Here is a 21,991-nt window from a genome sequence, read left to right as displayed (position 1 = left end):
AAGCGAGGTTGAGATGGCCATGTTCGATCTGACGGGCAAGAAGGCCCTGGTGACGGGGGCTTCGGGCGGCATTGGCGGTGCCATCGCGAAGGCGCTTCACGCGCAGGGTGCCGAGGTGGGGCTTTCCGGCACGAAGGTCGCGGCGCTTGAGGCGCTGGCGGGCGAGCTGGGCGAGCGGGCGAAGGTCCTGCCGGCCAATCTCGGCGAGGCGGGTGGTGCCGAGAGCCTGGCCAAGAGCGCCGAGGCGGCCCTCGGACAAGTGGACATCCTGGTCAACAATGCCGGGCTGACGCGCGACGGCCTTGCGGTGCGGATGCGCGACGAGGACTGGAACGCCGTCCTCGACGTCAATCTGGGTGCCGCCTTCCGGCTCTGCCGGGCGCTCCTGATGCCCATGATGCGCCGGCGCTGGGGCCGCATCATCGGCATCACCTCGATCGTGGGCGTGACCGGCAATCCGGGCCAGGCGAACTATGCCGCCTCCAAGGCCGGCATGATCGGCATGTCCAAGGCGCTCGCGGCCGAGGTCGCGTCGCGTCACATCACCGTGAACTGCGTGGCGCCCGGCTTCATCGCCACCGCCATGACGGATGCGCTCAACGAGAAGCAGAAGACCGAGCTTCTGTCGCGCGTGCCGATGGGGCGACTCGGCGCTGCTGAGGACATCGCTGCCGCCGTCGTCTATCTGGCGGCGAACGAGGCCGCTTATGTCACCGGCCAGACCTTGCATGTAAACGGCGGAATGGCCATGATATGAGGCTGTTGGCGCAGGGTTTTTCCGAGGCTCTGGCTAACGCGTAACGGATATGTTAAGGGCACGCGCCCTTGAGCCGCCCCCTCCTCGGGTGGCAGGTGAGTTCGGGGGACGGGACCCCGCCGGACGGCGGCCCCGATAAGCGAAAACCAGCGGGTGTGAGTGAAGGGGCGAACCAGATGAGCGATATCGCCGAGCGCGTGAAGAAGATCGTCGTCGAGCACCTCGGCGTCGATGAGTCGAAAGTCACAGAAGGTGCGCACTTCATCGACGATCTTGGCGCCGACAGTCTCGACATCGTCGAGCTGGTGATGGCGTTCGAGGAAGAGTTCGGTTGCGAAATCCCCGACGACGCCGCGGAGAAGGTGTTGACGGTGAAGGACGCGATCACCTTCATCGAGCAGCACAGCTGAGCCTGAGCGCGCTGGCTTTGCGTCGGCTTCGCGGCACCGCGACAGTCTCGTCGATCCCCTTCCATCTGCGAGAGGCGACATGCGACGCGTCGTAGTCACTGGCATCGGCTTGGTCACGCCGCTTGGCGTGGGTAGCGAGCGTGTCTGGAAGCGCCTTCTCAACGGCGAGTCCGGCATCTCCGGCATCCAGGCGTTCGACGTCAGCGATCTGCCCTGCCGGATCGCGGGCCAGGTGCCGCTGGGCGACAAGGCGTCGGGCAACTTCAATTCCGACGACTACGTCACGCCCAAGGACCAGCGCAAGATGGGCCGTTTCATCCATTTCGCGATGGGCGCGGCCACCGAGGCCGTGCTGGATGCGGGCTGGCAGCCGGTCGACGAGCATGAGCGCGAGCGCACCGGCGTCCTGATCGGTTCGGGCATCGGCGGCCTCGAAGGCATCTACGATGCGGCGATCACGCTTCACGAGCGTGGGCCTCGCCGCATCAGCCCCTTCTTCATCCCGGCGGCCCTGATCAACCTGGCCTCGGGCAATGTCTCGATCCAGTTCGGCTTCAAGGGGCCCAACCACGCGGTGGTGACGGCCTGCTCGACCGGCGCGCATGCCATCGGCGATGCGGCGCGGCTGATCCAGCTCGACGATGCCGATGTGATGGTGGCGGGCGGCACCGAGGCTTCGATCTGCCGCATCGGCGTGGCGGGCTTCGCCGCGGCCCGCGCGCTCTCGACCGGCTTCAACGACGAGCCGCAGCGCGCCTCGCGCCCCTGGGACAAGGATCGCGACGGCTTCGTGATGGGCGAAGGGGCGGGCGTGCTGGTGCTCGAGGAGCTCGAGCATGCGAGGAAGCGCGGCGCCAAGATCTATGCCGAGGTCATCGGCTATGGCATGTCGGGCGACGCCTATCACATCACCGCCCCCTCGGAGACCGGCGAAGGCGCCTTCAACGCCATGAAGGCGGCCATGAAGCGCGCCAAGCTCAATCCGGAGGACATCGACTATGTGAACGCGCACGGCACCTCGACGCCGCTCGGCGACGAGATCGAGCTCGGCGCGGTGAAGCGGCTCTTCGGGGATGCCGCCTACAAGATCTCCATGTCCTCCACCAAGTCGGCGATCGGCCATCTGCTGGGCGCCGCCGGCGCGGTCGAGGCCGTCTTCTCGATCCTGGCGATCCGCGACCAGGTGGCGCCGCCCACGCTCAATCTCGAGAACCCGTCGCCGGGCTGCGACATCGACCTCGTGCCGAAAGAGGCCAAGGAGCGCCCGATCCGCCGCGCCTTGTCGAATTCCTTCGGCTTCGGCGGCACCAACGCCAGCCTGATCTTCCAAGGCTTCGCCTGATCCCGCCATGGCGGGGCTGCGCCGGCTGCTGCTGACCCTGCTGCTGGTTGCCGTCCTGGTCGCTGGCGCCGCCGCAGCGGCCGCCTGGTGGGGCTACAAGCAGTTCACGGCACCCGGTCCCTCGACCGCGGACGTCACGCTGGTCGTCCCGCGCGGCAGCAGCGTCTCGGCCATCGCCGGGCTGCTGGCGGATGCCGGCGTCATCGAGGACCGCCTCGTCTTCCGGCTGGGCGTGCGTCTCCTCGCCGACAAGAAGCACCTCAAGGCGGGCGAGTATCTCTTCGCCGCCGGCATCAGCCCGCAGGGCGCGATGCAGCAGATGATCGAGGGGCGCCAGATCCAGCATCGCCTCACCATCGCCGAGGGGCTCACCAACCGCGAGGTGCTGGAGCTGGTGGCGGCCGCTCCCGATCTCGGCGGCGACACGCCCGACCTCGCGAGCCTGGGCCCCGAGGGCGCGCTGCTCCCGGAAACCTATTTCTTCGTGCGCGGCGACAGCCGGGCCGATCTGGTCGCCCGCATGAAGGGCTCGATGGAGCAGGTGCTGGCCGAGCTGTGGCCCGGACGCGCCGACGGCCTGCCCTTCAAGACCCCGCAGGAGGTGCTGATCCTGGCCTCGATCGTGGAGAAGGAGACGGGCCTGCCCGAGGAACGCCCGCATGTCGCCGCCGTGTTCCTGAACCGCCTCGCCAAGGGCATGGCGCTGCAGTCGGATCCGACGGTGATCTATGCCCTCACCGAGGGACGCTCGAAGCTCGATCGCGCGCTCACCACCAAGGACCTGGCGCTCGACAGCCCTTTCAACACCTATGCCGTGGCCGGGCTGCCGCCGGCACCGATCGCCAATCCGGGGCGCGCGGCGATCGAGGCGGTGCTGCATCCGGCGGCGAGCGACGATCTCTATTTCGTCGCCGACGGCAGCGGCGGCCATGTGTTCGCCCGGACGCTGGCCGAGCACAACAAGAACGTCGCCGCCTGGCGCAAGATCCAGGCGCAGAAGCGCGTCACCACCCAGGCGGACTGATCTCTCACGCTTTCTTGGGCAGGCGGCGGAGCAGGGGATCGGTCAGGCCCGGCGGCAGCGCACCCAGGAGCCAGGCCGCGACATACATCGGAAACGGGAAGGCGATGCGGGCGCGGTTGCGCGCGAGCCCGCGCTTGACGATCCCGGCGGCCCGCTCGGCGCTCATCAGCAGCGGCATCGGAAAATCGTTGACCGCCGTCATCGGGCTCTCGACATAGCCCGGGCAGATCACCGAGACGGCGACGCCCTTGCCGGCATATTCGCCGCGCAAGCCCTCGCCCCAGACGCGCACGGCCGCCTTGCTGCCGCAATAGGCCGGCGCACCCGGGAAGCCGCGGAAGGCGGCCAGCGAGCTCATCAGCGCAACCTGGCCGCGGCCGCGCCGCTCCATCCGCTGCAGGGCCGGCCAGACCGTATTGACCACGCCGTCGATGTTGGTCGCGAAGATCGCGCGCGCCTGCGCCTCGCTTTCGCCGTCGGTGCCGGTGCCCGCCGAGATGCCGGCATTGGCGATGACCAGATCGAGCGGGGCGCGATCGTCGGCCGCCTCGATCCAGCGCCGCATGGCACCGGCGTCGGTGACGTCGACCGTCGCGGCCTCGACCTCGGCGCCGCGGGCGCGGCAGGCGCCTTCGGTCGCCGCGAGCCGCGGGAGATCGCGGCCGCCCAGCACGAGGCCGATGCCGCGTTCGGCATAGGCGAGGGCCAGCGCCGCGCCGATCCCGCTCGAGGCGCCCGTGATGAGGATGCGCTGCGGTCGGTCCGTTCGAACGGACGCGGCCAAGGGCGGCATGACCGGATGCTCCGTGGCAGCCGCTGATCGGCCGCCTCGCTTGTTGCCGTTGGGACCGCAGTATATAGTCGCGAACCGGACGGAATACACAACATGTCGGGGAATTTGTGACGAAATCGGCGAACACCGTGGCCAGCATGACAGGCTTTTCCCGGGCCGAGATCGGCGAGGGCGAGCGGCGCTGGAGCTGGGAGATTCGCAGCGTCAATGGCCGCAATCTCGATCTGCGCCTGCGCCTGCCCGCCGGTTGCGAGGCGCTGGAGCCGCAGCTGCGCCAGGCGGTCCCCGAGCGGTGTCGGCGCGGCAATATCAGCGTCCAGCTCGAAGCGGCGCGCCAGGGCCAGCCGCAGACGCGCTACCGCATCAATCGCGCCGCGCTCGATCAGGTGATCCAGGCGGCGAAGGACCTGGGAATGCTGGTCGATGCCGAGCGACCGCGGCTCGATGGGCTCCTGGCGCTGCCGGGCGTGGTCGAGCGGATCGACGAGGAGGAGAGCGAGGAGGCGCGCGACGCGCGCCTGGCGCTGCTGCTCAAGGGGTTCGGCGAGGCGCTCGACGGGCTGGTGCGGATGCGGGCCGAGGAAGGCGCGCGTCTCGCCCGCATCGCGCTCGATCAGCTGCAGGAGATCGAGCGGTTGGTCGGGCGCGCCCGAAGCCTTGCCGCCGCGCAGCCCGAGGCGCAGCGGGCGCGCTTCCGCCAGCAGGTCGGCGAGCTTCTGGCCCAGGTGCCGGCCCTGTCCGAGGACCGGCTGGCCCAGGAATTCGCGCTGCTGATCGCCAAGAGCGACGTGCGGGAGGAGCTGGACCGGCTGACGGCCCATATCGAGGCGTCGCGCGCGCTGGTGAATGCCGGCGGGGCCATCGGGCGCAAGCTCGACTTCCTCTGCCAGGAGCTCAACCGCGAGGCCAATACCATCTGCAGCAAGTCCGCCGATCTGGAGCTCACCGCTGTCGGGCTCGACATGAAGGCGGTGGTGGAGCAGTTCCGTGAGCAGGTGCAGAACATCGAATGAGCGCCGCCTCCCCGCACAAGAAGAAGCACGGCGCGTCCGCGCCCGAGGCGGCGGGCAGCGCCTTCGTCGAGATCCACCGGCGCGGCCTGATGCTGGTGCTGTCCTCGCCCTCGGGCGCCGGCAAGACCTCGATCTCGCGGGCTCTCCTTGCTCGCGATCCCCTGCTGCAGATGTCGGTCTCGGCCACCACCCGGCCGAAGCGGCCGGGCGAGGTTCCCGGGGTCGACTATCATTTCGTCAGCCCCGACGAGTTCAACCTGATGGTGAACCGGGGCGAGTTCCTCGAATACGCCAAGGTGTTCGGGAATTATTACGGCACGCCGCGCGGGCCTGTCGAAGCCGCGCTCAGCGGCGGGCGGGACGTCCTGTTCGACATCGACTGGCAGGGCACGCAGCAGCTCGAGGCCAGCGCGCCGAAGGATCTCGTCACCGTCTTCATCCTGCCGCCCTCGACCCGTGAGCTCGAGCGCCGGCTCCACAGCCGGGCGCAGGACAGCCACGAAGAGGTGGCGAAGCGCATGGCCAAGGCCGCCGACGAGCTCAGCCACTGGCCCGAATATCACTATGTGCTGGTCAATCACGAGCTGGAGAAGACCATCCCGCAGGTGGAGGCGATCCTCCAGGCCGAGCGCCTGCGCCGCGAGCGCCAGCTGGGATTGCACGAGTTCGTGAAGGCGCTGCGGGAGGGGCAGTAGCAAACGAGCTTTCCCCGCCGCTTGTTTTTCCTATCCCCTCCCCCCTTGAGGGGAGGGTTAGGGCGGGGGGCGATCATGGATCTCGTTTGCGGCCCCACCCCCTCCCTTACCCTCCCCCATCAAGGGGGAGGGGATTAGGTAATGGCGGGAGAGGGGACGCCGCTGCTATTCGTCTCACCCCATCCGTCCCCGGCTCTTCGCCAGCGCCAGCGCCAGCGCGCAGAACTGCTCCACCGAGAGATCCTCCGCCCGCTGGGTGCCGTCGATGCCGGCGGCCTCGAGCAGCGCCGCCGCATCGGGAACCGCCGAGCGCAGGCTCTGGCGCAGCATCTTGCGCCGCTGGTTGAAGGCGGCGGCGGTGAGGCGCTCGAGCAGCTCGGCATCGGCCGCGAAGCGAGGCTGCGGCAGCGGGCGGATCTCGACCACGCTCGACGTGACCTTGGGCGGCGGCGTGAAAGCGCGGGGCGGCAGGTCGAACAGGCGCTTGACCTCCGCGCGCCACTGCAGCGCGACCGAGAGCCGGCCATAGTCCCGCGAACCCGGCTTCGCGGCCAGCCGCTCGGCCACTTCCTTCTGGAACATCAGCACCAGCCGCTCCAGCCGCGAGAGCGACGGCAGCCATTGCGCCAGGAGCGCCGTCGAAACGTTGTAGGGCAGGTTCGCCACGATGCGCCGCGGCGCGTCGCCGAGCTTCGCCGGGTCGATCGCCATGGCGTCGCCGGCGATGATCTCGAGCCGGCCGGGATAGGCGGCCGCCAGCTCCTGCAGCGCCTCCACGCAGCGCGGATCGAGCTCGATCGCGATCACCCGGCGCGCGCCATGGGCGAGGAGGGCGCGGGTCAGGCCGCCGGGGCCGGGGCCGATCTCGATCGTGGTTCCCGCCCCCAGATCGCCGGCGGCGCGCGCGATGCGGCCGGTGAGATTGAGATCGAGCAGGAAATGCTGGCCCAGGGCACGCCTTGCGGCGAGCCCGTGGCGGGCGATCACGTCGCGCAGCGGCGGCAGGATCGGGGGATCGCCGTCGCTCATGGCGCGGAAGCTTCCGGGGCCGGCGAGGCGGCGGGCCGGGTTCCGGCCGTCGCGCCCGGCGGGAACCGCCGCGGCGCCTTGCCGGTCACTGCCGGATGTCGACGAAGGCCTGCGTGCGCAGGTCGCTGAGATAGCCGCGTGCGAGCGTGTCGAGGCGCTGCGTGGTCAGGCGGTCCGCGACGGCCTTCTCGTCGACCTGATCGCTGGCCGCGATGCGCTGATCGAGCAGGGTCAGGATCGAATAGCCGCCCGAGGTCTGGATCGGGCCGGTGATCTGGCCCTTGGTCATGGCGGTCACGGCGTTGCGCATGCCGGCATCGAGCTGGTCGGCGCGCAGCCAGCCGAGGATCCCGCCGGTGCTCGCCGTCGGCGATTGCGAGAATTGCTGGGCCAGGTCGTTGAAGTTGGCACCCTGCTCGAGCTGGCTCATCAGGTCCTTGCCGGTCGCCTCCACCGCCGCGGAGTCGCTGGGCGCATAGACCGGCAGGAAGATCTCGCCCACCAGATATTCCGGCTTGCCCTCGTTTTCCTTGATCTGCGCCAGCTCGTCGTCGATATCCTTCCGGCTGACGGTCGCGGCGTTCCGGAACCGCTTGCGCACCACCACCTGCCAGGCGATGTCGGCACGGAACTGGTCGGCCAGCGAATCGATCAGGATGCCGCTGGCGGCGAGCCGTTTCTTGAATTCCTCCAGCGTGATGTTGTTCTGCTGTGCCAGCGCATTCAGCCGGGCCGTGACATCGGCCTCCTCGACGGTGACGCCCTGGGATTTCGCCGCCTGGGTTTTGAGATGCTCGTCGATCAGGCTGCGCAGGACCAGGCCCGACAGCCGCTGACGGTTCTCGACCGTATCCGGGACATGCGACGCCACCATCGCGACTCGGGTGCGAACCAGCAGGTCGATCACGGTGATGATGTCGTCATTGACGACGGCGGCGATCTTGAGATCCTGGCTCGCGGCCGGGTGGGCCGTCATCGAGACGAACAGGAGACAGAGCGCAAACGCGAACCAGCGCCTCACTATCGGTAATGCCTTTCCGGTCCGGTGCGAGACCCGACGGACGCCAGGGTGAGCCCTGGGCCGGCTCTCGCCTTGCTTCAACAATCCAGAGACTGACCGCCTCGAACCGGCGGGCGGCTCGAGGCGGTCAGTCTCCGGGGGCGAAAATCGGCGCCACTATAAGCGAAGCCCGGCGGGGCGGACAATTCGCCAAAATTATCGCCGCCGAGGGGGAGGGGAGGGGCCGAATCGCGGCCTTTTGCCGGTTTGCGGGGCTCCGGGGCGCTCAGAAGGGCACCTCGACGGCCCCCAGATTCTTGAAACCGACCGTGAAGAGGAAGCTGGTGCCGGAATTCACTTCCTCGTCGTCGACGTTGCTGTGGGTGACCGCCGCCTTCAGCAGGATGCATTCGTCCTCATAGGTGATGCCGCCGCCGACATAGCGCATCACCCCGTTCTCGATGTCGTTGCGGGCCCTGAAGTAGAGCGACCAGTAGTCGGCGACCTTGGCCGATACGGTGCCGTAGACCTCCTCGCGCTTGCCGAGATCGCTGCTTTCGATGTTGTCGATCTGAGCATAGCTCACGCTCAGATTGAGCTCGGGCACGCCGACCCGCACCCCCACCTCGTTGTGCCGCGGATGGAATGTGTTGGCATCGAACCGGAACCGATAGAGCAGGTCCAGCCAGTTGGCCGGTTGGACGTCGACCCGGCCGACGATATCCGACAGGTCCTGCTGCAGGCCCGAGCCGTCGCCGAACACCCCTTCGTCGCCGCCCAGCCGGAAGCTCTGACCGAGGAGGATGGTGGTCGAGCCGCCGCGGTCGCCGTAGCCGCTCCAGCGCACGCCGTAATCGACGCGCTGGCCGTTGTCGACGCGATCGAGGCCGGTGAACCTGTCCGCGTTGAACAGGTTGGTGTCGTCGATCTCGGTGCCGATGCTGTCCTCGTTCGGGATCTTGTCGGTATTGCCGGCGTCGGTCGAGGCATAGACCCCGACGATCGGCTCCAGCACCTGGTGGAACGAGCCGTAGTCGCTGGCGAAGGGGTAGTGCCATTCGAAGGCGAACTGGGGAAAGATGCGGCCGGCCAGGCCGCTGAAGGTCTGACCCGTGGGGTTCGGATCGTTGGAATCGAGGCTGACATCGTCGACCCAGTAGCCGTCGCCGCGCAGCGTCAGGTCGAGCTTGTAGATATCGCCCGCGGGCGCGGTATAGGGCAGGCTCCAGCCGACATTCAGCGACACGCGCCGGCTGTCGCGGCCGTCGATGCGGTCGAGCACCATGGTGTTGAAGTCGGCCTTGTAGTAGCCGCCGTAGTCGGTCGGCTCGCTGACGAAATTGTAATCGATCACCGGCGTGACGAGCGGCGCCTCGTCGTTGTTGTCCTCCTGGAGCGTTCCCTGGAAGGCGTAGTTGTTGACCGAGAAGTAGTTGCGGGCGTCGAAGTTCTCGGCGAACAGGCGGCTGGTCAGGGTCCGGTCGTCGCCGAGGTGGTAGAGGCGCATGAAGGTCTTGTCGGTCTCGCGCCGCGCATCGAAGCCCCAACGCCAGTCGTCGTTGAGGTCGAAGCGCCCGTAGCTGTCGATGTTGCCGCGGAACTGGTTCTCCAGGGTCTGGCTCTGGCCGTTATGGGTTCGCTCCCGGTCGGCGATGGTGGCGCTGCCCGCCAGCTGCAGATAGCCGTCCGGGAGGCGATAGCGATATTCGATCTGCGGCAGGACGCTCTGCTGGGTGGTGATCAGCGGCGAAATCGTCATGTCCTGGTCGGGACCCAGCACCCAGAAATAGGGGATCTTGGTCTGGAAACCGAGATTGTTGTTGTAGCCGAAGCTGGGCGACAGGAACCCGCTCTGGCGCTTCACCGTCGGATCGGGGTGCGAGAAATAGGGCGTATAGAAGACCGGGACGCCGTAGATCTCCATCCAGGCGTCTTCATACTCGATCCGCTTGGCCTCCTGGTCGTGGATGACCTTGACGGCCTTGATCTGCCAGAGCGGCGCCCGCGTCGGGTCGCTGGCGCAGAGCTCGCAGGGCGAATAGACCGCCCGGTTCATGACCGTGTAGTTGCCCGCATAGCGCTGCCCCGAGGCCGCCGCGACCCGCGACCGGTCGGAGAGCAGCATCTTCATGTCGGAGATGGCGCCTTCCTTCAGGTCGTGCTCGAGCTCCATGTGGTCCGCGAAGACGACATTGCCCTCCTCGTCCATGATGCTGACATTGCCGTCGGCGGTGACGACCTGCGTGCGCTCCGAATAGGTGACGCGGTCCGCCAGCAGCACCTTGTCGTTCTGCGAGATCTCGACATGACCCGTCGCCACCACCAGGCCGTTCTCCTGGTCGTAGGTCACCTCGTCCGCGGTCAGCAGCACCGGGGCGTTGGATTTCAGTTTTTCGAGCGGATTCTGCTCGTCTTGAGCCGTGGAGGCCGACCAAGCCGCGGTGGATGCCACGACCATCGCCAGCGCCACCCCCAACAGCGCGGCCCATCCCCCCTTCATCGTGCCCCTTAGCCGTCCTCGAAATGTAAAAGCATTGTGATGCCCAGCAGAGCTGTCACGCCCGCCGGCGCCCAGGCGGCCAACTGCAGTGGAATGCTCGAGTTGATCCCCAACGCGTAAACCAAGTCGGACAGGAAATAGAGCAGGAAACCTGTGAAGGCGCCAGCCCCGGCGAGCAGCGCCGCGTCACCCTTCCGGTGGAATCTGAGGGCGAAGGACGCGGCGATGACGAGCAGCGCCATGTAGAGAAGCGGCATGGCCAGCAGGCGATGCCACAGCAGACGATGGGGCCGTGCCGAGAAGCCGGTCGATTCGAGTAGCGAAATATGGCGCGGCAGGGCCCAGAAGGAGATCACGCTGGTCTGTGCGAAACGATCGAGGATTTCGCTATAGCTGATTCGTGTCGGGACGGACAGCTTGTCCATCCGCTCCACCGCGTGGCCGGCCACGACGCGCTCGACGCCGCTGAGCTGCCAGCGTCCGTTCTCGATTCGGCCGAACTGGGCGTCGACGCGCTCGTGAAAGCGGTCGTCCGGATCGAAGGTCAGTAGCACGATCCCGCCCAGGCTGCGGTTCGCGAGGCTGACATGGTTCGCATGGACGATGGCGGTACCGTCCAGCCCCTGCTCGCGCAGCCAGACGCCGCTGCCCGCGGTGGCGACCAGATTGCCGTCGCCGTTGCCGAACCATTCATCGTGCAGCAGGTCGAACTTGCTCTGGAGCGTCGTCGCGACGGGATCGAGCATCGTGATCCTGAAGATGCCGATCGCCAGCGCCGCCAGCAGCGGCGGCGCCAGGAACTGCCAGACCGACACGCCCGCGGCCCTGGCGACGACGAGCTCGCTGGTGCGGGTGAGCTGGTGATAGGTGCCCAGGCCCGCGATCAGGATCACGAACGGCAGGACCTGCTGGAAGGTCTGCGGCAACCGCAGCAAGGCCAGGCCCATCAGATCGAAGGTTCCGACGCCGGGCTGCGTCAGGTCGTCGGACAAGAGCTGGATCATGTCGGCCGCGAAGATGATGGCGCAGACGCCGAAGGCCACGGACAGGCACCAGAACAGGAAATGCCGCAGCAGATAGAGCGACAGGGTGCGCGGCAGGAGCTTCATGGCCGCACCGATCGGGGCAGGATCGGCCGCAGCCGGATCATGCCGCTTCTGACGGCCCGGGGCGACCATAGGCCGGGCATCCGCAGCGACACGAGCGCCGGCAGGATCATGGCCATCGGCACCGCGTAGAAGAGGGGCCAGAGCCGCGGCATCCGGATCGCAAAGCCGAGGATGATATAGGCGGCGATCTGCATGGCGCAGACGGCGATGACGGCGAGAACGCCCCGCCAGAGCTGGGCGCGCCGGCCGACCCCGCCGATCAGGAGCGAAACGAGCGCCACCGTGACGAAGGCGAGGGCGAAGAGCGGCTGCGAAAGGCGCCAGTTCGCCTCGGTCCGGAAGCGCGCCCGCGTGGCCTCGTCGAGATTGTCGGCGGGGTTCAGCAGTTCGCCGATCGTCAGCCATTTCATCCGGGGCTGGGCCACATACCCGCCGCCATTGCCCGTGCTGAGCTGCACGAGCGTGCTCTCGAACGAGAGGATCGAGGGCGCCTCCTTCTGCGAGGCGCGCTGCTGCAGGGTGCCGTCTTCCAGGAGGATCATGGGCCCCTCCTGCCCGCCGGTCACGACGCCCCGGGCGGCCGTGTAGATCGTCGGCGGCTGGCCGGGGCGCTGGTCGAAGACGACGACGCCGGCGAGCTCCCCGTCCGCGGTGCGCGCACGTGTATAAACGGTAAGGCCCGGCGTGGCTTCGGTGAAGACGCCGGCCTGGATCAGGATCTGGGAAAGATCGTTGCGCAGCTCGGTCGTCAGGGCGCCGAACGCCCGGTTCGCATGCGGCGCCAGCGACAGGCACAGCCAATAGCCCATCAGCATCACGAGCAGGGCCGCCGCGAGGGCCGGCCGCGCGATCTGCCAGGGGCTCATGCCGGCGCTGCGAAGCACCACGAGCTCGCTGTCCACGCCCAGCCGCCAATAGACGAATAAGGTCGCGATGAAGAGTGCGGCCGGCAGGAGAATGATCAGCAGCTCCGGCACGAGCAGGCTCAGCAGATAGACCGCGGTCGTCAGCGGCAGGCCCCGATTGATGATCAGGTCGAGGAACCGCACCGTCTGGGTCAGCCAGATCACGAAGGTCAGGCCGAGGGTGATCACGGTCAGGAGCAGCGCGATCTGCCTGCCGATATAGATGCTGACACCCGTCATGGTCCTGATCCGAGCCATGCCTCGCATGATAGGCAGGCCCGCGCCGGCCGTCCTAGTCCAGATTCGCCAACCGGATGAGGCATTTCGAGGAGGCCCCCGCCGCCGGCCCCGCGGGCGGGCCCCCGCTTTATCGTGTTACGGCGCTGTGATACAGGAAGTCCGCCGGTGGCGTTATGCTGCCTCGTCCTTCACGGGCCCGTTCGCGGCCCCGGTCTTTGCCGCTCCCCGCGCCATGGCCGTATCGTCCGGAGAAGAGCCTTCATGAAGATTCACTTTGCCAAGTTCGAGTTGCCGGATTCCGGCGCTCTCGCCGTCGGCGCCCTCGACGAGCGCAAGCTCCAGGCGAGCGCCACCGCCGTCGACAAGGCGGCCAAGGGCGCGCTGGGCCGGGCGCTCGCCGTGAGCCGTTTCAAGGGTCGCGCCGACGATCTGCTCCAGGTGCTGGCGCCGGGCGAGCTGGCGCTGTCGCGCGTGCTGCTGTTCGGCCTCGGTCAGCCCAACATGGTCGATGTGCTGGCGGCCCAGGCGATCGGCGGCCGGCTGATCGCCCATGTCAACGCCACCGGCGACAGCGCGCTGGCGATCGCGGTCGACGCGATCCCCGGGGCGCCGCTTTCGCCGGCCGAGATGGCGGCGCAGATCGCCTTCGGCGCCCGGCTCAGGAGCTACCGGTTCGACAAATACCGGACCAAGGAGAAGCCCGAGCAGAAGCCGAGCCTGAAGAAGCTTACGCTGCTGGTCGAGGACCCGGGTGCCGCCAAGAAGCTGTTCGAGCCGCTCGAGCGCCTGGCGGAGGGCGTCGCCTTCACCCGCGATCTGGTGTCCGAGCCCGCCAACATCATCTATCCCGAAAGCCTGGCCGAGCAGACCAAGACGCTCGAGGATCTGGGCGTGAAGGTCGAGATCCTGGGCGAGAAGGAGATGAAGAAGCTCGGCATGGGTGCCCTGCTGGGCGTCGGGCAGGGCAGCGCCCGCGAGTCGCAGCTCGTGGTGATGCAGTGGAAGGGGCTGCCGGACAGCCGCAAGAAGCCACCGGTCGCCTTCGTCGGCAAGGGCGTCACCTTCGATACCGGCGGCATCTCGATCAAGCCGGCCGCCGGCATGGAGGAGATGAAATGGGACATGGCCGGCGCCGGGGCGGTGATCGGCCTGATGAAGGCGCTGGCGGGACGCAAGGCCAAGGTCAATGCCGTGGGCGTGGTCGGCCTCGTCGAGAACATGCCCTCGGGCACCGCGCAGCGTCCCGGCGACGTGGTCAAGTCGATGTCCGGCCAGACCATCGAGGTGATCAACACCGACGCCGAGGGCCGGCTCGTCCTGGCCGACGCGATCTGGTACACGCAAGATCGCTTCAAGCCGCAGTTCGTCGTCAACCTGGCGACGCTGACCGGCGCCATCATGATCGCGCTCGGGCAGATCCATGCCGGGCTGTTCTCGAACAACGATCAGCTGGCCGAACGGCTGCTGGCGGCGGGCCGGGCCAGCGGCGAGCCCCTGTGGCGCATGCCGCTGGGCGAGGGCTACGACAAGATCATCAATTCGGACATCGCCGACATGAAGAATGTCGGCAACCGCTATGGCGGCTCGATCACTGCGGCGCAGTTCATCCAGCGCTTCGTCAACGGCGTGCCCTGGGCGCATCTCGACATCGCCGGCATGGCCTGGTCCGACAAGGACGCGCCGACCGTGCCGAAGGGGGCGACGGGCTACGGCGTGCGCCTGCTGGAGCGGTTCGTCGCGGACCATTACGAGGAGCGTTGAGCCTCGGCCCCGGCGCGAAGGACCCCGCGCCGGGGCGCCTCGAGGCGGATCGACGAGGGGGCGGGCCATTGACCGAGGTTCGGTTCTATCACCTGCAGCGTACCAGCCTCGAGGCGGCCTTGCCCAAGCTGCTCGAGCGCACGCTGGCGCGCGGGCAGCGCGCGGTGGTGATGGCCGGCTCGAGCGAGCGGGTCGAGGCGCTGACGGCGCATCTCTGGACCTATGATGCCAACAGCTTCCTGCCTCATGGCAGCAAGCGGGACGGCCATCCCGACCGGCAGCCCGTCTGGCTGACGGACCAGGACGAGAACCCCAATGCCGCCGCGGTGCTGTTCCTGACCGACGGGGCGCAGTCGGGCGCGATGTCGGGTTTCGAGCTCTGCGTCGAGATGCTGGATGGGCAGGACGAGGCCGCGGTCGCGGCCGGCCGGCAGCGCTGGGCCGCCTACAAGGAGGCGGGGCACAGCCTCGTCTATTATCAGCAGGACGAGAACGGCCGCTGGCAGGAGAAGGCGAGGGGATGAGCATGGACGAGGCCATGGAGCTGCCCGACGGCCCGGCGCTGAGGCCGGGCGCGCCCGACAACCCCTACCGCCTCAAGCAGTGCCGGCACGGCACCATGCTCTACAACATCAACGACCGCTTCGTCGGCGAGGCGCTGCATCGCTACGGCGAATATGCGGAGATCGAGCTCCAGGTGCTGCTGCAGCTCGTCCGGCCGGGCGACACCGTCATCGAGGCGGGCGCCAATATCGGCAGCCACACGGTTCCTCTCGCCCGGGCCGTGCAGCCGAACGGCGCGCTCCTGGCTTTCGAGCCGCAGCGCCTGACCTACCAGATCCTCTGCGCCAATGTCGCGCTGAACGGCCTGTGGAACGTCTACACGCGCCACGCGGCCGCCGGGCGGGCGCCGGGGCAGGTCGCGGTGCCGCTCCTGGATCCGCGGGCGGTGCAGAATTTCGGCAGCCTGTCCCTGGTCGGCAGCGACAAGGGCGAGCCGGTGCCGATCGAGACCATCGACGGTTTCTCGCTGGCGAGCTGCCGCATGATCAAGGCGGACGTCCAGGGGATGGAGGCGGATGTCCTGGCCGGGGCCGAGGCGACGATCAAGCGCTGCCGCCCGATCCTCTATGTCGAGAACGAGCACCGGGAGGCGTCGGCCGCCCTCATCCGCCAGATCCAGAACTACGGCTACCGGCTCTGGGGCCATCTTCCGCCGCTGTTCAATCCGTCCAACAAGGCCGGCGACGAGGAGAATCTCTATCCGGGTGTCGCCGCCTACAACATGCTCTGCGTGCCGCAGGAGGTCACCGTCAAGGTCGACCTCAAGGAGATCCGGCATCCGGAAGACTGGGTCGCGCCTGTCGTGCGCTGATATCTCTTTGCCTCTCCCGCGCGCTGTTGGGGGAGAGGAAAGAAGGGAATGCGACTCAATCGTCCGCGCTCTCCGCGGCCTCGAGCGCGCTGCTGGCTTCGAGCCAGGCTTCCTCGGCGGCGGCGATATCCTTGTTGAGCTCGCCCAGCTCGCGCTGCAGCTCGAGGGCGCGGGGCCGGTCCTGCTGGTAGAGCTTCGGATTCGCCAACACCTGTTCCAGCTTCGATTTGTGCCGGGCGAGCTCCGCCATCCTCTTCTCCGCCGTGTCGGCGGCCTTGCGCAGCGGTCCCTTGGCCACGCGCGCCACGGCACCGTCGCGCCGGCGCTGGGCCCGCGCTTCCGAATCGTTGCGGTCCACCGACCCGGCCATGTCCCGCTTGCGCGACCGGCGTTCGGCCAGCAGATGCTGCCGGTAGTCGTCGAGCGAGCCGTCGAAAGGCTTGCAGCGGCCGTTGGCCACCAGCCAGAGCCGATCGGCCACCAGCTCGATCAGATGCGGGTCGTGGCTGATCAGCAGCACGGCGCCCTCGTAATCGTTGAGCGCCTGGACCAGCGCCTGGCGCGCATCGACGTCGAGATGGTTGGTGGGCTCGTCGAGGATCAGGATATGCGGCGCCTCGCGGGTGACCAGCGCGAAGAGCAGGCGCGCCTTCTCGCCGCCTGAGAGCGAACCCACGGGCGTCGTCACGCGCTGCTGGCCGAGGCCGAAGCGCGCCAGGTGCGAGCGGCGCTTGGGCTCGTTGAGCTGCGGCGCCATCTGTTCCATGAGCTGCAGCGGCGTCGCCTCGACCGCCAGCTCCTCGGTCTGGTGCTGCGCGAAATAGCCGATCTTGAGCTTGGCCGAGCGGCGGATCTCGCCGGCCATCGGCTTCAGGCGTCCCGCGATCAGCTTGGCGAAGGTCGATTTGCCGTTGCCGTTGGCGCCGAGCAGCGCCACGCGGTCGTCCTGATCGATGCGCAGGTCGAGGCGCTTGAGGACCGGCCGGCCGGGCTCGTAGCCGGCTTCCACGCCGTCGAGCGAGACCAGCGGCGAGGGCAGCGCCTCGGGCGCCGGGAACTCGAAGACCTCGGTATGGGCCTCGGTGACGGCGGCGATCGGCTCCATCCGCTCCAAGGCCTTGAGGCGCGACTGCGCCTGGCGCGCCTTGCTCGCCTTGTAGCGGAAGCGGTCGATGAAGGCCTGCATATGCTTGCGCTGCGCCAGCTGCTTGTTGCGCATCGCCGCCTGATGATCGAGCCGTTCCGCGCGGGTGTGCTCGAAGCGGTCGTAGCCGCCGCTGTAGAGCACGAGCTTGCGGTTCTCGAGATGGACGATGTGGTCGACCGCCTTGTTCAGGAGGTCGCGGTCGTGGCTGACGATCAGGATCGTGCGCGGATAGTCGGCCAGATACTGCTCCAGCCACAGGCTGGCCTCGAGGTCGAGATGGTTGGTGGGTTCGTCGAGCAGCAGCAGGTCGGGCTCGGAGAAGAGCAGGGCCGCCAGCGCCACGCGCATGCGCCAGCCGCCCGAGAAATCGGTGCAGGGCCGCGCCTGGGCGTCGTTGTCGAACCCCAGGCCCGCCAGGATCGAGGCCGCGCGCGCCGGCGCCGAATGCGCCTCGATCATCGCCAGGCGTTCATGGATTTCGGCGATCCGATGCGGATCGCTGGCATGCTCGGCCTCCGCCAGCAGGCTCGCCCGTTCCTGGTCGGCGGCCAGCACCGTCTCCAGCAGGCTTTCCGGCCCGTCGGGCGCCTCCTGCGCCAGCCGGCCGATGCGCCAGGCGGAAGGGAGCGAGATGTCGCCCGCGTCCGAATGGAGATCGCCCGTGATCAGCTTCAGCAGCGTGGATTTGCCGCAGCCATTGGGGCCCACCAGCCCGGCCCGGTGCCCGGCGGGCAGGGAGAGGCTGGCGCCTTCGAGCAGCGGACGCCCGGCAATCCGATAGGTGAGGTCGCGGATCTGCAGCATGGCGGGCCTGATAGCATAGCGGCGGAGGCTCCGAAACCCTCCGGGCCTGACAAGATGCCGCTCCGTCCCGGGGGCAACGGCCGCGGGATTTCCCGGTCTCCCGCCGCGGAAACCGGTTCGGGCGGCCCGGGTTGCGGGCCGGGCTTCGAGCCTTTATAAGCCTGCCACCCTTTTCGGCGGCCAACCGGCCGCCGGCGGCCGCCGGGGCCTGGTCTCCCGCGGACCGCCTCATCGTTGCAGGAGACCCCGAATCATGGCCACCGAACGCACCTTCTCGATCATCAAGCCGGACGCCACGCGCCGCAACCTGACGGGCAAGATCAACGCCAAGTTCGAGGAGGCGGGCCTGCGCATCGTCGCGCAGAAGCGCATCCGCCTGTCGCGCGCCCAGGCCGAGGGGTTCTACGCGGTCCACAAGAGCCGGCCCTTCTTCAACGATCTCTGCAGCTTCATGACGAGCGGCCCGGTGGTGGTCCAGGTGCTGGAAGGCGAGAACGCGATCGCGCGCAACCGCGAGATCATGGGCGCCACCAACCCGGCCAATGCCGCGCCCGGCACGATCCGCAAGGAGTTCGCGGAATCGATCGAGGCCAACTCGGTCCATGGCTCCGACGCGCCCGAGACGGCGCGGGAAGAGATCGCCTATTTCTTCAGCGGGATCGAGATCGTCGGCTGAGGCCTGCCGGCCAGGCTGACCGTTGAAACGAGAAGGGCGGCGGCCTCGATGACCGAGGCCGCCGCCCTTTGTCGTTTCGGGCCTGTGATGCCGGCCTAGAGCAGCGTCAGCCCCATGACGGCCAGCAGCAGCGCGATCAGCACGCTGCCGACGGTCGCGAACTTGACGAAGCCCTTATAGGCTTGCTGGTGATCCAGGAGCAGCTGATCGTCTTGAGCCATCGCGCGCGAGATCCTCTGTCTATGTCTATCGAATGCCGTTCCGCCAGGAAGCCGGCAACGGGCGCCTTTATTTAGACCATGCTCCCCGGGCTCGGCAACCGCGACGGGATGTCATCCAGCCTGGGGATTCATGATGAAGGTTTCAGGAAGGATCTCGCCCTGGAGCCTCACCGTCTCGCCCTTGACCCGCGCCCTGCCGGTGGCGATCAGGCGCAGCGCCAACGGATAGGCACGGTGCTCGGCCGCGAGCACGCGCGCGGCCAGGCTGTCGGGCGTGTCGCCGGCGGCGACCGGAACGGCGGCCTGGACGATGATGGGACCGGTATCGAGCTCCGGGCGCACATAATGCACCGTGCAGCCGGCGAGCTTCACGCCGTCGGCCAAAGCCCGGGCATGGGTGTCGAGGCCGCGATAGGCCGGCAGCAGCGAGGGATGGATGTTGATCATGCGGTCGCGCCAGGCGGCGATGAAGCCGTCCGTCAGGATCCGCATGAAGCCGGCGAGACAGACCAGCCCGACGCCGGCGCCCTTGAGCCGGCGATCGAGCTCCGCATCGAAGCCGGCGCGGTCGCCATAGGCCTTGTGGTCGACGACGGCGGTGGGAATGCCGGCCTCCGCCGCGCGCTTGAGCCCGCCGGCATCGGCCTTGTTCGACAGCACCAGCACGATGCGGGCGTTGGTGGCGGGATCGCGGCAGGCCTCGATCAGCGCCTGCAGGTTGCTGCCGCGTCCGGAGATGAGGACGCCGACCTTCAGCGGCGCCATGCGCGGTCCATGTTGAGGACGCGGGCGCCCGGCTCGCCGGCACGGCGCTCGACGATCCGTCCGATGCGGTGAACCGTCTCGCCGGCGGCCGTGAGCGCCGCCGCCGCCGCGTCGGCCCGCGCCGGATCCGCGACCACGACCATGCCGATGCCGCAATTGAAGGTCCGCGCCATCTCCTCGGCCGCGACATTGCCCTGGCGCATCAGCCAGCCGAAGACCGGCGGCAGCGGCCAGCGCGCGGCATCGATCTCGACGGCGAGAGAGCCGGGCACGACGCGCGGGGGATTCTCGATCAGCCCGCCGCCGGTGATATGGGCGAGCGCCTTGATATGACCGGCGCGGATCGCCGGCAGGCTGCTCTTCACATAGATGCGGGTTGGCTCGAGCAGCGCCGTGGCGAGGTCGCGGTCCGGCGCGAACGGCGCCTTCTCGTCGTAGCGCAGGCCGCTGCGCTCGACGATGCGGCGCACCAGCGAATAGCCGTTCGAATGGACGCCGCTCGAAGCGAGCCCGAGCACCACGTCCCCGGCCGCGACATTGTCGCCCGTCAGCTGCTGGCCGCGCTCCACGGCGCCGACCGCGAAGCCCGCGAGATCGTAGTCGCCATGGGCATACATGCCCGGCATCTCGGCCGTCTCTCCGCCGACCAGCGCGCAGCCGGCGATGCGGCAGCCTTCGGCGATGCCGGCGATGATGCTGCGCCCGGCGGCAACCTCGAGCTTGCCCATCGCGTAGTAGTCGAGGAACAGCAGCGGCTCGGCACCCTGCACGACCAGGTCGTTGACGCACATGGCCACGAGGTCGATGCCGATGCGCTCATGCCGGCCGGTCGCGATGGCGATCTTGAGCTTGGTGCCGACGCCGTCGGTGGTGGCGACCAGGATCGGGTCCTTGAAGCCGGCCGCCCGCAGATCGAAGAAGGCGCCGAAGCCGCCGAGGCCCGCATCGCTGCCGGCGCGCGCGGTCGATTTGGCCAGCGGCTTGATCGCGTCGACCAGGGCGTTGCCGGCATCGATATCCACACCCGCATCGCGATAGGTCGTGGCCGGGCCGTTCTCGGGCTGATTCGGGCTGTTTATGGCGTCCTCCGCATCGACTAAGCTATAAACCGGTCGCCGTTTCCAGAACGGCACGGGAACGAACGGCGCGGGAACCATAGTGAATAGCCACAGGTTTGCAATGGCGCAAGGCCAGGGGGCCGAGGCGCGAAACAGGCGGGATTGCGGGGCGGCAGCCCGTGCGGCCAGGGCGGCGAAGCGCGGCGGTGCGAGGGTCCTGGTGGCGCTCGTCTTCCTCCTGGGCATTCCCGGCCTGGCCTGGGCCCAGGGCGTGGGCCCCAGCTCCTACACGGTGGGCGGCGTCGATGTCGATGTCACGGCCGACAGCGCCGCCGCGGCGCGCGACGCGGCGATCGTGCTGGGCCAGCGGATCGCCTTCGACAAGCTGATCGCGCTGCTGGTCGATCCGCAGTCGGCGGGATCGGTGCCGCGGCTGAGCGACGCCCAGCTCTCCGATCTCGTCAGCGATTTCGAGGTCGAATCCGAGCGCGCCTCGTCCGTCCGCTATATCGGCAAGCTGAGCTATCGGTTCCGGGGCGATTCGGTCCGGGCGCTGCTCGAGCAGAACGGCGTGCGCTATGCGGTGATGCCGACCTCGCCGATCCTGGTCGTGCCCGTGCTCGAGGCGGACGGGCAGACCCTGCTCTGGGATCCGCAGAACGCCTGGCTCAGCGCCTGGGCGGCCGATGGCGGCAGCAACACCCTGGTGCCGCTGAAGATCCCCTCCGGCGACGAGCTCGATGCGGGGATGATCGATGCGGCCGCCGCCGAAGCCGGCGACACGGCGAAGCTCGGCACGCTTGCACAGCGCCATGGCGCCAGCCAGTCGCTGGTGGTGGTCGCGAAACTCTCGGCAGATGCCGCGACCGACACCCGCCGCCTCGATATCACGGGATCGCGCTATGGCCTGTCGGGCCTGGTGGGCAGCTTCACCGACCAGGTGAGCGTGACGGGCTCGGCGCTCGATCAGCTCTATGCGGCCGGCGTCGAGAAGGCGGAGACGCTGCTGCAGGATGCGCTGCGCCAGGAGAACCTGGTCGTGTCGGGCGTGGAGCAGCGCCTTTCCGTGACCGTTCCGATCGACAGCTATGCCGCCTGGATCGACATTCGCAAGCGCCTCGCCGGCGTGCCCATCCTCAAGCGCGCGGAGATCCGCAACCTGACGACGAAGTCGGCGGCACTCGACCTGGTCTATGTCGGCGACGAGACGCAGCTCCAGACGGCCCTGGGCGAGCGCCGCCTGACGCTCGCCAGCAACGGCGATCAGCGCCTGCTGGTCTCGACGTCGGCGGGTTCTGGTACAGGCTCGGGGGCCGGGTCCACGTCCGGCGCCGGCAGCTCGACGACGCCCTGAAGGCGCCGCCGGG

Annotated in this window: 21 protein-coding genes; 11 read left to right on the top strand and 10 right to left on the bottom strand. The window is 68.4% G+C overall.

Annotated features, from left to right (window positions below):
- Positions 1-19 precede the first annotated feature (19 nt).
- From fabG to mltG, 4 genes are all read left to right on the top strand, one after another.
- A complete protein-coding gene (fabG, locus tag FRZ61_RS15415; protein ID WP_151120840.1) occupies positions 20-757 on the top strand; it encodes a 3-oxoacyl-[acyl-carrier-protein] reductase in 738 nt (245 codons plus the stop codon).
- A 176-nt stretch (positions 758-933) separates the two neighbouring features.
- Complete coding sequence (locus FRZ61_RS15410; RefSeq protein WP_151118576.1) at positions 934-1,167, top strand: acyl carrier protein; 234 nt, start codon at positions 934-936, stop codon at positions 1,165-1,167.
- A gap of 79 nt (positions 1,168-1,246) precedes the next feature.
- The gene (gene fabF, locus FRZ61_RS15405) at positions 1,247-2,509 is read left to right on the top strand and encodes a beta-ketoacyl-ACP synthase II (RefSeq protein ID WP_151118575.1); all 1,263 of its coding nucleotides are present in this window, start codon (positions 1,247-1,249) and stop codon (positions 2,507-2,509) included.
- A gap of 7 nt (positions 2,510-2,516) precedes the next feature.
- Entirely contained in the window at positions 2,517-3,533 is a 1,017-nt protein-coding gene (gene mltG / locus FRZ61_RS15400; protein ID WP_151118574.1) for an endolytic transglycosylase MltG, read from the top strand.
- A gap of 4 nt (positions 3,534-3,537) precedes the next feature.
- On the opposite strand, the gene FRZ61_RS15395 is transcribed toward mltG, so the two are convergent.
- Positions 3,538-4,326: an SDR family NAD(P)-dependent oxidoreductase gene (locus FRZ61_RS15395; protein WP_151118573.1), complete on the bottom strand. Its 789-nt coding sequence runs from the start codon at positions 4,324-4,326 to the stop codon at positions 3,538-3,540.
- Positions 4,327-4,463: 137 nt separating this feature from the next.
- On the opposite strand from FRZ61_RS15395, the gene FRZ61_RS15390 reads away from it, so the two are divergent.
- Positions 4,464-5,339, top strand: coding sequence for a YicC/YloC family endoribonuclease (locus FRZ61_RS15390; RefSeq protein WP_151118572.1), 876 nt, complete (start codon positions 4,464-4,466; stop codon positions 5,337-5,339).
- 89 nt (positions 5,340-5,428) lie between these two features.
- Entirely contained in the window at positions 5,429-6,034 is a 606-nt protein-coding gene (gmk, locus tag FRZ61_RS15385; RefSeq protein ID WP_225309262.1) for a guanylate kinase, read from the top strand.
- Between the two features lie 174 nt (positions 6,035-6,208).
- On the opposite strand, the gene rsmA is transcribed toward gmk, so the two are convergent.
- The 5 genes from rsmA to FRZ61_RS15360 all read right to left on the bottom strand — a co-directional run bounded on the left by rsmA (position 6,209) and on the right by FRZ61_RS15360 (position 12,817).
- Positions 6,209-7,063, bottom strand: a complete 855-nt coding sequence (rsmA, locus tag FRZ61_RS15380) for a 16S rRNA (adenine(1518)-N(6)/adenine(1519)-N(6))-dimethyltransferase RsmA (RefSeq protein WP_151118570.1) — start codon at positions 7,061-7,063, stop codon at positions 6,209-6,211.
- Between the two features lie 85 nt (positions 7,064-7,148).
- Positions 7,149-8,084, bottom strand: coding sequence for a peptidylprolyl isomerase (locus tag FRZ61_RS15375; protein ID WP_151118569.1), 936 nt, complete (start codon positions 8,082-8,084; stop codon positions 7,149-7,151).
- A 265-nt stretch (positions 8,085-8,349) separates the two neighbouring features.
- Entirely contained in the window at positions 8,350-10,563 is a 2,214-nt protein-coding gene (locus FRZ61_RS15370; protein WP_151118568.1) for an LPS-assembly protein LptD, read from the bottom strand.
- Between the two features lie 8 nt (positions 10,564-10,571).
- On the bottom strand, positions 10,572-11,672 hold the full coding sequence (gene lptG / locus FRZ61_RS15365; RefSeq protein WP_191909041.1) for an LPS export ABC transporter permease LptG: 1,101 nt from the start codon (positions 11,670-11,672) through the stop codon (positions 10,572-10,574).
- Positions 11,669-12,817: an LptF/LptG family permease gene (locus tag FRZ61_RS15360; RefSeq protein WP_191909040.1), complete on the bottom strand. Its 1,149-nt coding sequence runs from the start codon at positions 12,815-12,817 to the stop codon at positions 11,669-11,671. Before FRZ61_RS15360 ends, lptG begins: the two co-directional genes overlap by 4 nt.
- 261 nt (positions 12,818-13,078) lie before the next feature.
- On the opposite strand from FRZ61_RS15360, the gene FRZ61_RS15355 reads away from it, so the two are divergent.
- The 3 genes from FRZ61_RS15355 to FRZ61_RS15345 all read left to right on the top strand — a co-directional run bounded on the left by FRZ61_RS15355 (position 13,079) and on the right by FRZ61_RS15345 (position 15,953).
- Positions 13,079-14,578 (top strand): leucyl aminopeptidase, encoded by a 1,500-nt coding sequence (locus FRZ61_RS15355; protein ID WP_151118565.1) that lies wholly within the window; start codon positions 13,079-13,081, stop codon positions 14,576-14,578.
- A 68-nt stretch (positions 14,579-14,646) separates the two neighbouring features.
- Positions 14,647-15,102: a DNA polymerase III subunit chi gene (locus tag FRZ61_RS15350; RefSeq protein WP_151118564.1), complete on the top strand. Its 456-nt coding sequence runs from the start codon at positions 14,647-14,649 to the stop codon at positions 15,100-15,102.
- Positions 15,099-15,953 carry an FkbM family methyltransferase gene (locus tag FRZ61_RS15345; RefSeq protein WP_151118563.1) on the top strand — a complete coding sequence of 285 codons (855 nt, stop codon included), beginning with the start codon at positions 15,099-15,101 and terminating at the stop codon, positions 15,951-15,953. The genes FRZ61_RS15350 and FRZ61_RS15345 overlap by 4 nt, the downstream gene beginning before the upstream one ends.
- Before the next feature lie 55 nt (positions 15,954-16,008).
- On the opposite strand, the gene FRZ61_RS15340 is transcribed toward FRZ61_RS15345, so the two are convergent.
- Complete coding sequence (locus tag FRZ61_RS15340; protein WP_151118562.1) at positions 16,009-17,904, bottom strand: ABC-F family ATP-binding cassette domain-containing protein; 1,896 nt, start codon at positions 17,902-17,904, stop codon at positions 16,009-16,011.
- 253 nt (positions 17,905-18,157) lie between these two features.
- Here FRZ61_RS15340 and ndk point away from each other — a divergent pair, with 253 nt between their 5' ends.
- Entirely contained in the window at positions 18,158-18,580 is a 423-nt protein-coding gene (gene ndk / locus FRZ61_RS15335; RefSeq protein WP_151118561.1) for a nucleoside-diphosphate kinase, read from the top strand.
- A gap of 95 nt (positions 18,581-18,675) precedes the next feature.
- Here the strand turns inward: ndk and FRZ61_RS15330 are convergent, their stop codons facing one another.
- From FRZ61_RS15330 to purM, 3 genes are all read right to left on the bottom strand, one after another.
- Entirely contained in the window at positions 18,676-18,801 is a 126-nt protein-coding gene (locus FRZ61_RS15330) for an aa3-type cytochrome c oxidase subunit IV (protein ID WP_151118560.1), read from the bottom strand.
- Positions 18,802-18,912: 111 nt separating this feature from the next.
- Positions 18,913-19,566: a phosphoribosylglycinamide formyltransferase gene (gene purN / locus FRZ61_RS15325; protein ID WP_151118559.1), complete on the bottom strand. Its 654-nt coding sequence runs from the start codon at positions 19,564-19,566 to the stop codon at positions 18,913-18,915.
- Complete coding sequence (purM, locus tag FRZ61_RS15320) at positions 19,554-20,723, bottom strand: phosphoribosylformylglycinamidine cyclo-ligase (protein WP_151118558.1); 1,170 nt, start codon at positions 20,721-20,723, stop codon at positions 19,554-19,556. Before purM ends, purN begins: the two co-directional genes overlap by 13 nt.
- Positions 20,724-20,844: 121 nt before the next feature.
- On the opposite strand from purM, the gene FRZ61_RS15315 reads away from it, so the two are divergent.
- The gene (locus tag FRZ61_RS15315; protein ID WP_191909039.1) at positions 20,845-21,978 is read left to right on the top strand and encodes a DUF2066 domain-containing protein; all 1,134 of its coding nucleotides are present in this window, start codon (positions 20,845-20,847) and stop codon (positions 21,976-21,978) included.
- The last annotated feature ends 13 nt before the right edge of the window (positions 21,979-21,991 follow it).

Origin of the sequence: Hypericibacter adhaerens, from assembly GCF_008728835.1 — a bacterium.
GTDB lineage: Bacteria > Pseudomonadota > Alphaproteobacteria > Dongiales > Dongiaceae > Hypericibacter > Hypericibacter adhaerens.
The sequence above is the reverse complement of the archived record's forward strand: the minus strand, read 5'-3'. Positions and strand labels throughout refer to the sequence as shown.

Bases quoted from the DNA above. Each gene is read 5' to 3' on its own strand.
- fabG (WP_151120840.1), top strand. From the start codon at position 20: ATGTTCGATCTGACGGGCAAGAAGGCCCTGGTGACGGGGGCTTCGGGC.
- FRZ61_RS15410 (WP_151118576.1), top strand. From the start codon at position 934: ATGAGCGATATCGCCGAGCGCGTGAAGAAGATCGTCGTCGAGCACCTC.
- fabF (WP_151118575.1), top strand. From the start codon at position 1,247: ATGCGACGCGTCGTAGTCACTGGCATCGGCTTGGTCACGCCGCTTGGC.
- mltG (WP_151118574.1), top strand. From the start codon at position 2,517: ATGGCGGGGCTGCGCCGGCTGCTGCTGACCCTGCTGCTGGTTGCCGTC.
- FRZ61_RS15395 (WP_151118573.1), bottom strand. From the start codon at position 4,326: ATGCCGCCCTTGGCCGCGTCCGTTCGAACGGACCGACCGCAGCGCATC.
- FRZ61_RS15390 (WP_151118572.1), top strand. From the start codon at position 4,464: ATGACAGGCTTTTCCCGGGCCGAGATCGGCGAGGGCGAGCGGCGCTGG.
- gmk (WP_225309262.1), top strand. From the start codon at position 5,429: ATGCTGGTGCTGTCCTCGCCCTCGGGCGCCGGCAAGACCTCGATCTCG.
- rsmA (WP_151118570.1), bottom strand. From the start codon at position 7,063: ATGAGCGACGGCGATCCCCCGATCCTGCCGCCGCTGCGCGACGTGATC.
- FRZ61_RS15370 (WP_151118568.1), bottom strand. From the start codon at position 10,563: ATGAAGGGGGGATGGGCCGCGCTGTTGGGGGTGGCGCTGGCGATGGTC.
- lptG (WP_191909041.1), bottom strand. From the start codon at position 11,672: ATGAAGCTCCTGCCGCGCACCCTGTCGCTCTATCTGCTGCGGCATTTC.
- FRZ61_RS15360 (WP_191909040.1), bottom strand. From the start codon at position 12,817: ATGACGGGTGTCAGCATCTATATCGGCAGGCAGATCGCGCTGCTCCTG.
- FRZ61_RS15355 (WP_151118565.1), top strand. From the start codon at position 13,079: ATGAAGATTCACTTTGCCAAGTTCGAGTTGCCGGATTCCGGCGCTCTC.
- FRZ61_RS15345 (WP_151118563.1), top strand. From the start codon at position 15,099: ATGAGCATGGACGAGGCCATGGAGCTGCCCGACGGCCCGGCGCTGAGG.
- FRZ61_RS15340 (WP_151118562.1), bottom strand. From the start codon at position 17,904: ATGCTGCAGATCCGCGACCTCACCTATCGGATTGCCGGGCGTCCGCTG.
- ndk (WP_151118561.1), top strand. From the start codon at position 18,158: ATGGCCACCGAACGCACCTTCTCGATCATCAAGCCGGACGCCACGCGC.
- FRZ61_RS15330 (WP_151118560.1), bottom strand. From the start codon at position 18,801: ATGGCTCAAGACGATCAGCTGCTCCTGGATCACCAGCAAGCCTATAAG.
- purN (WP_151118559.1), bottom strand. From the start codon at position 19,566: ATGGCGCCGCTGAAGGTCGGCGTCCTCATCTCCGGACGCGGCAGCAAC.
- purM (WP_151118558.1), bottom strand. From the start codon at position 20,723: ATGGTTCCCGCGCCGTTCGTTCCCGTGCCGTTCTGGAAACGGCGACCG.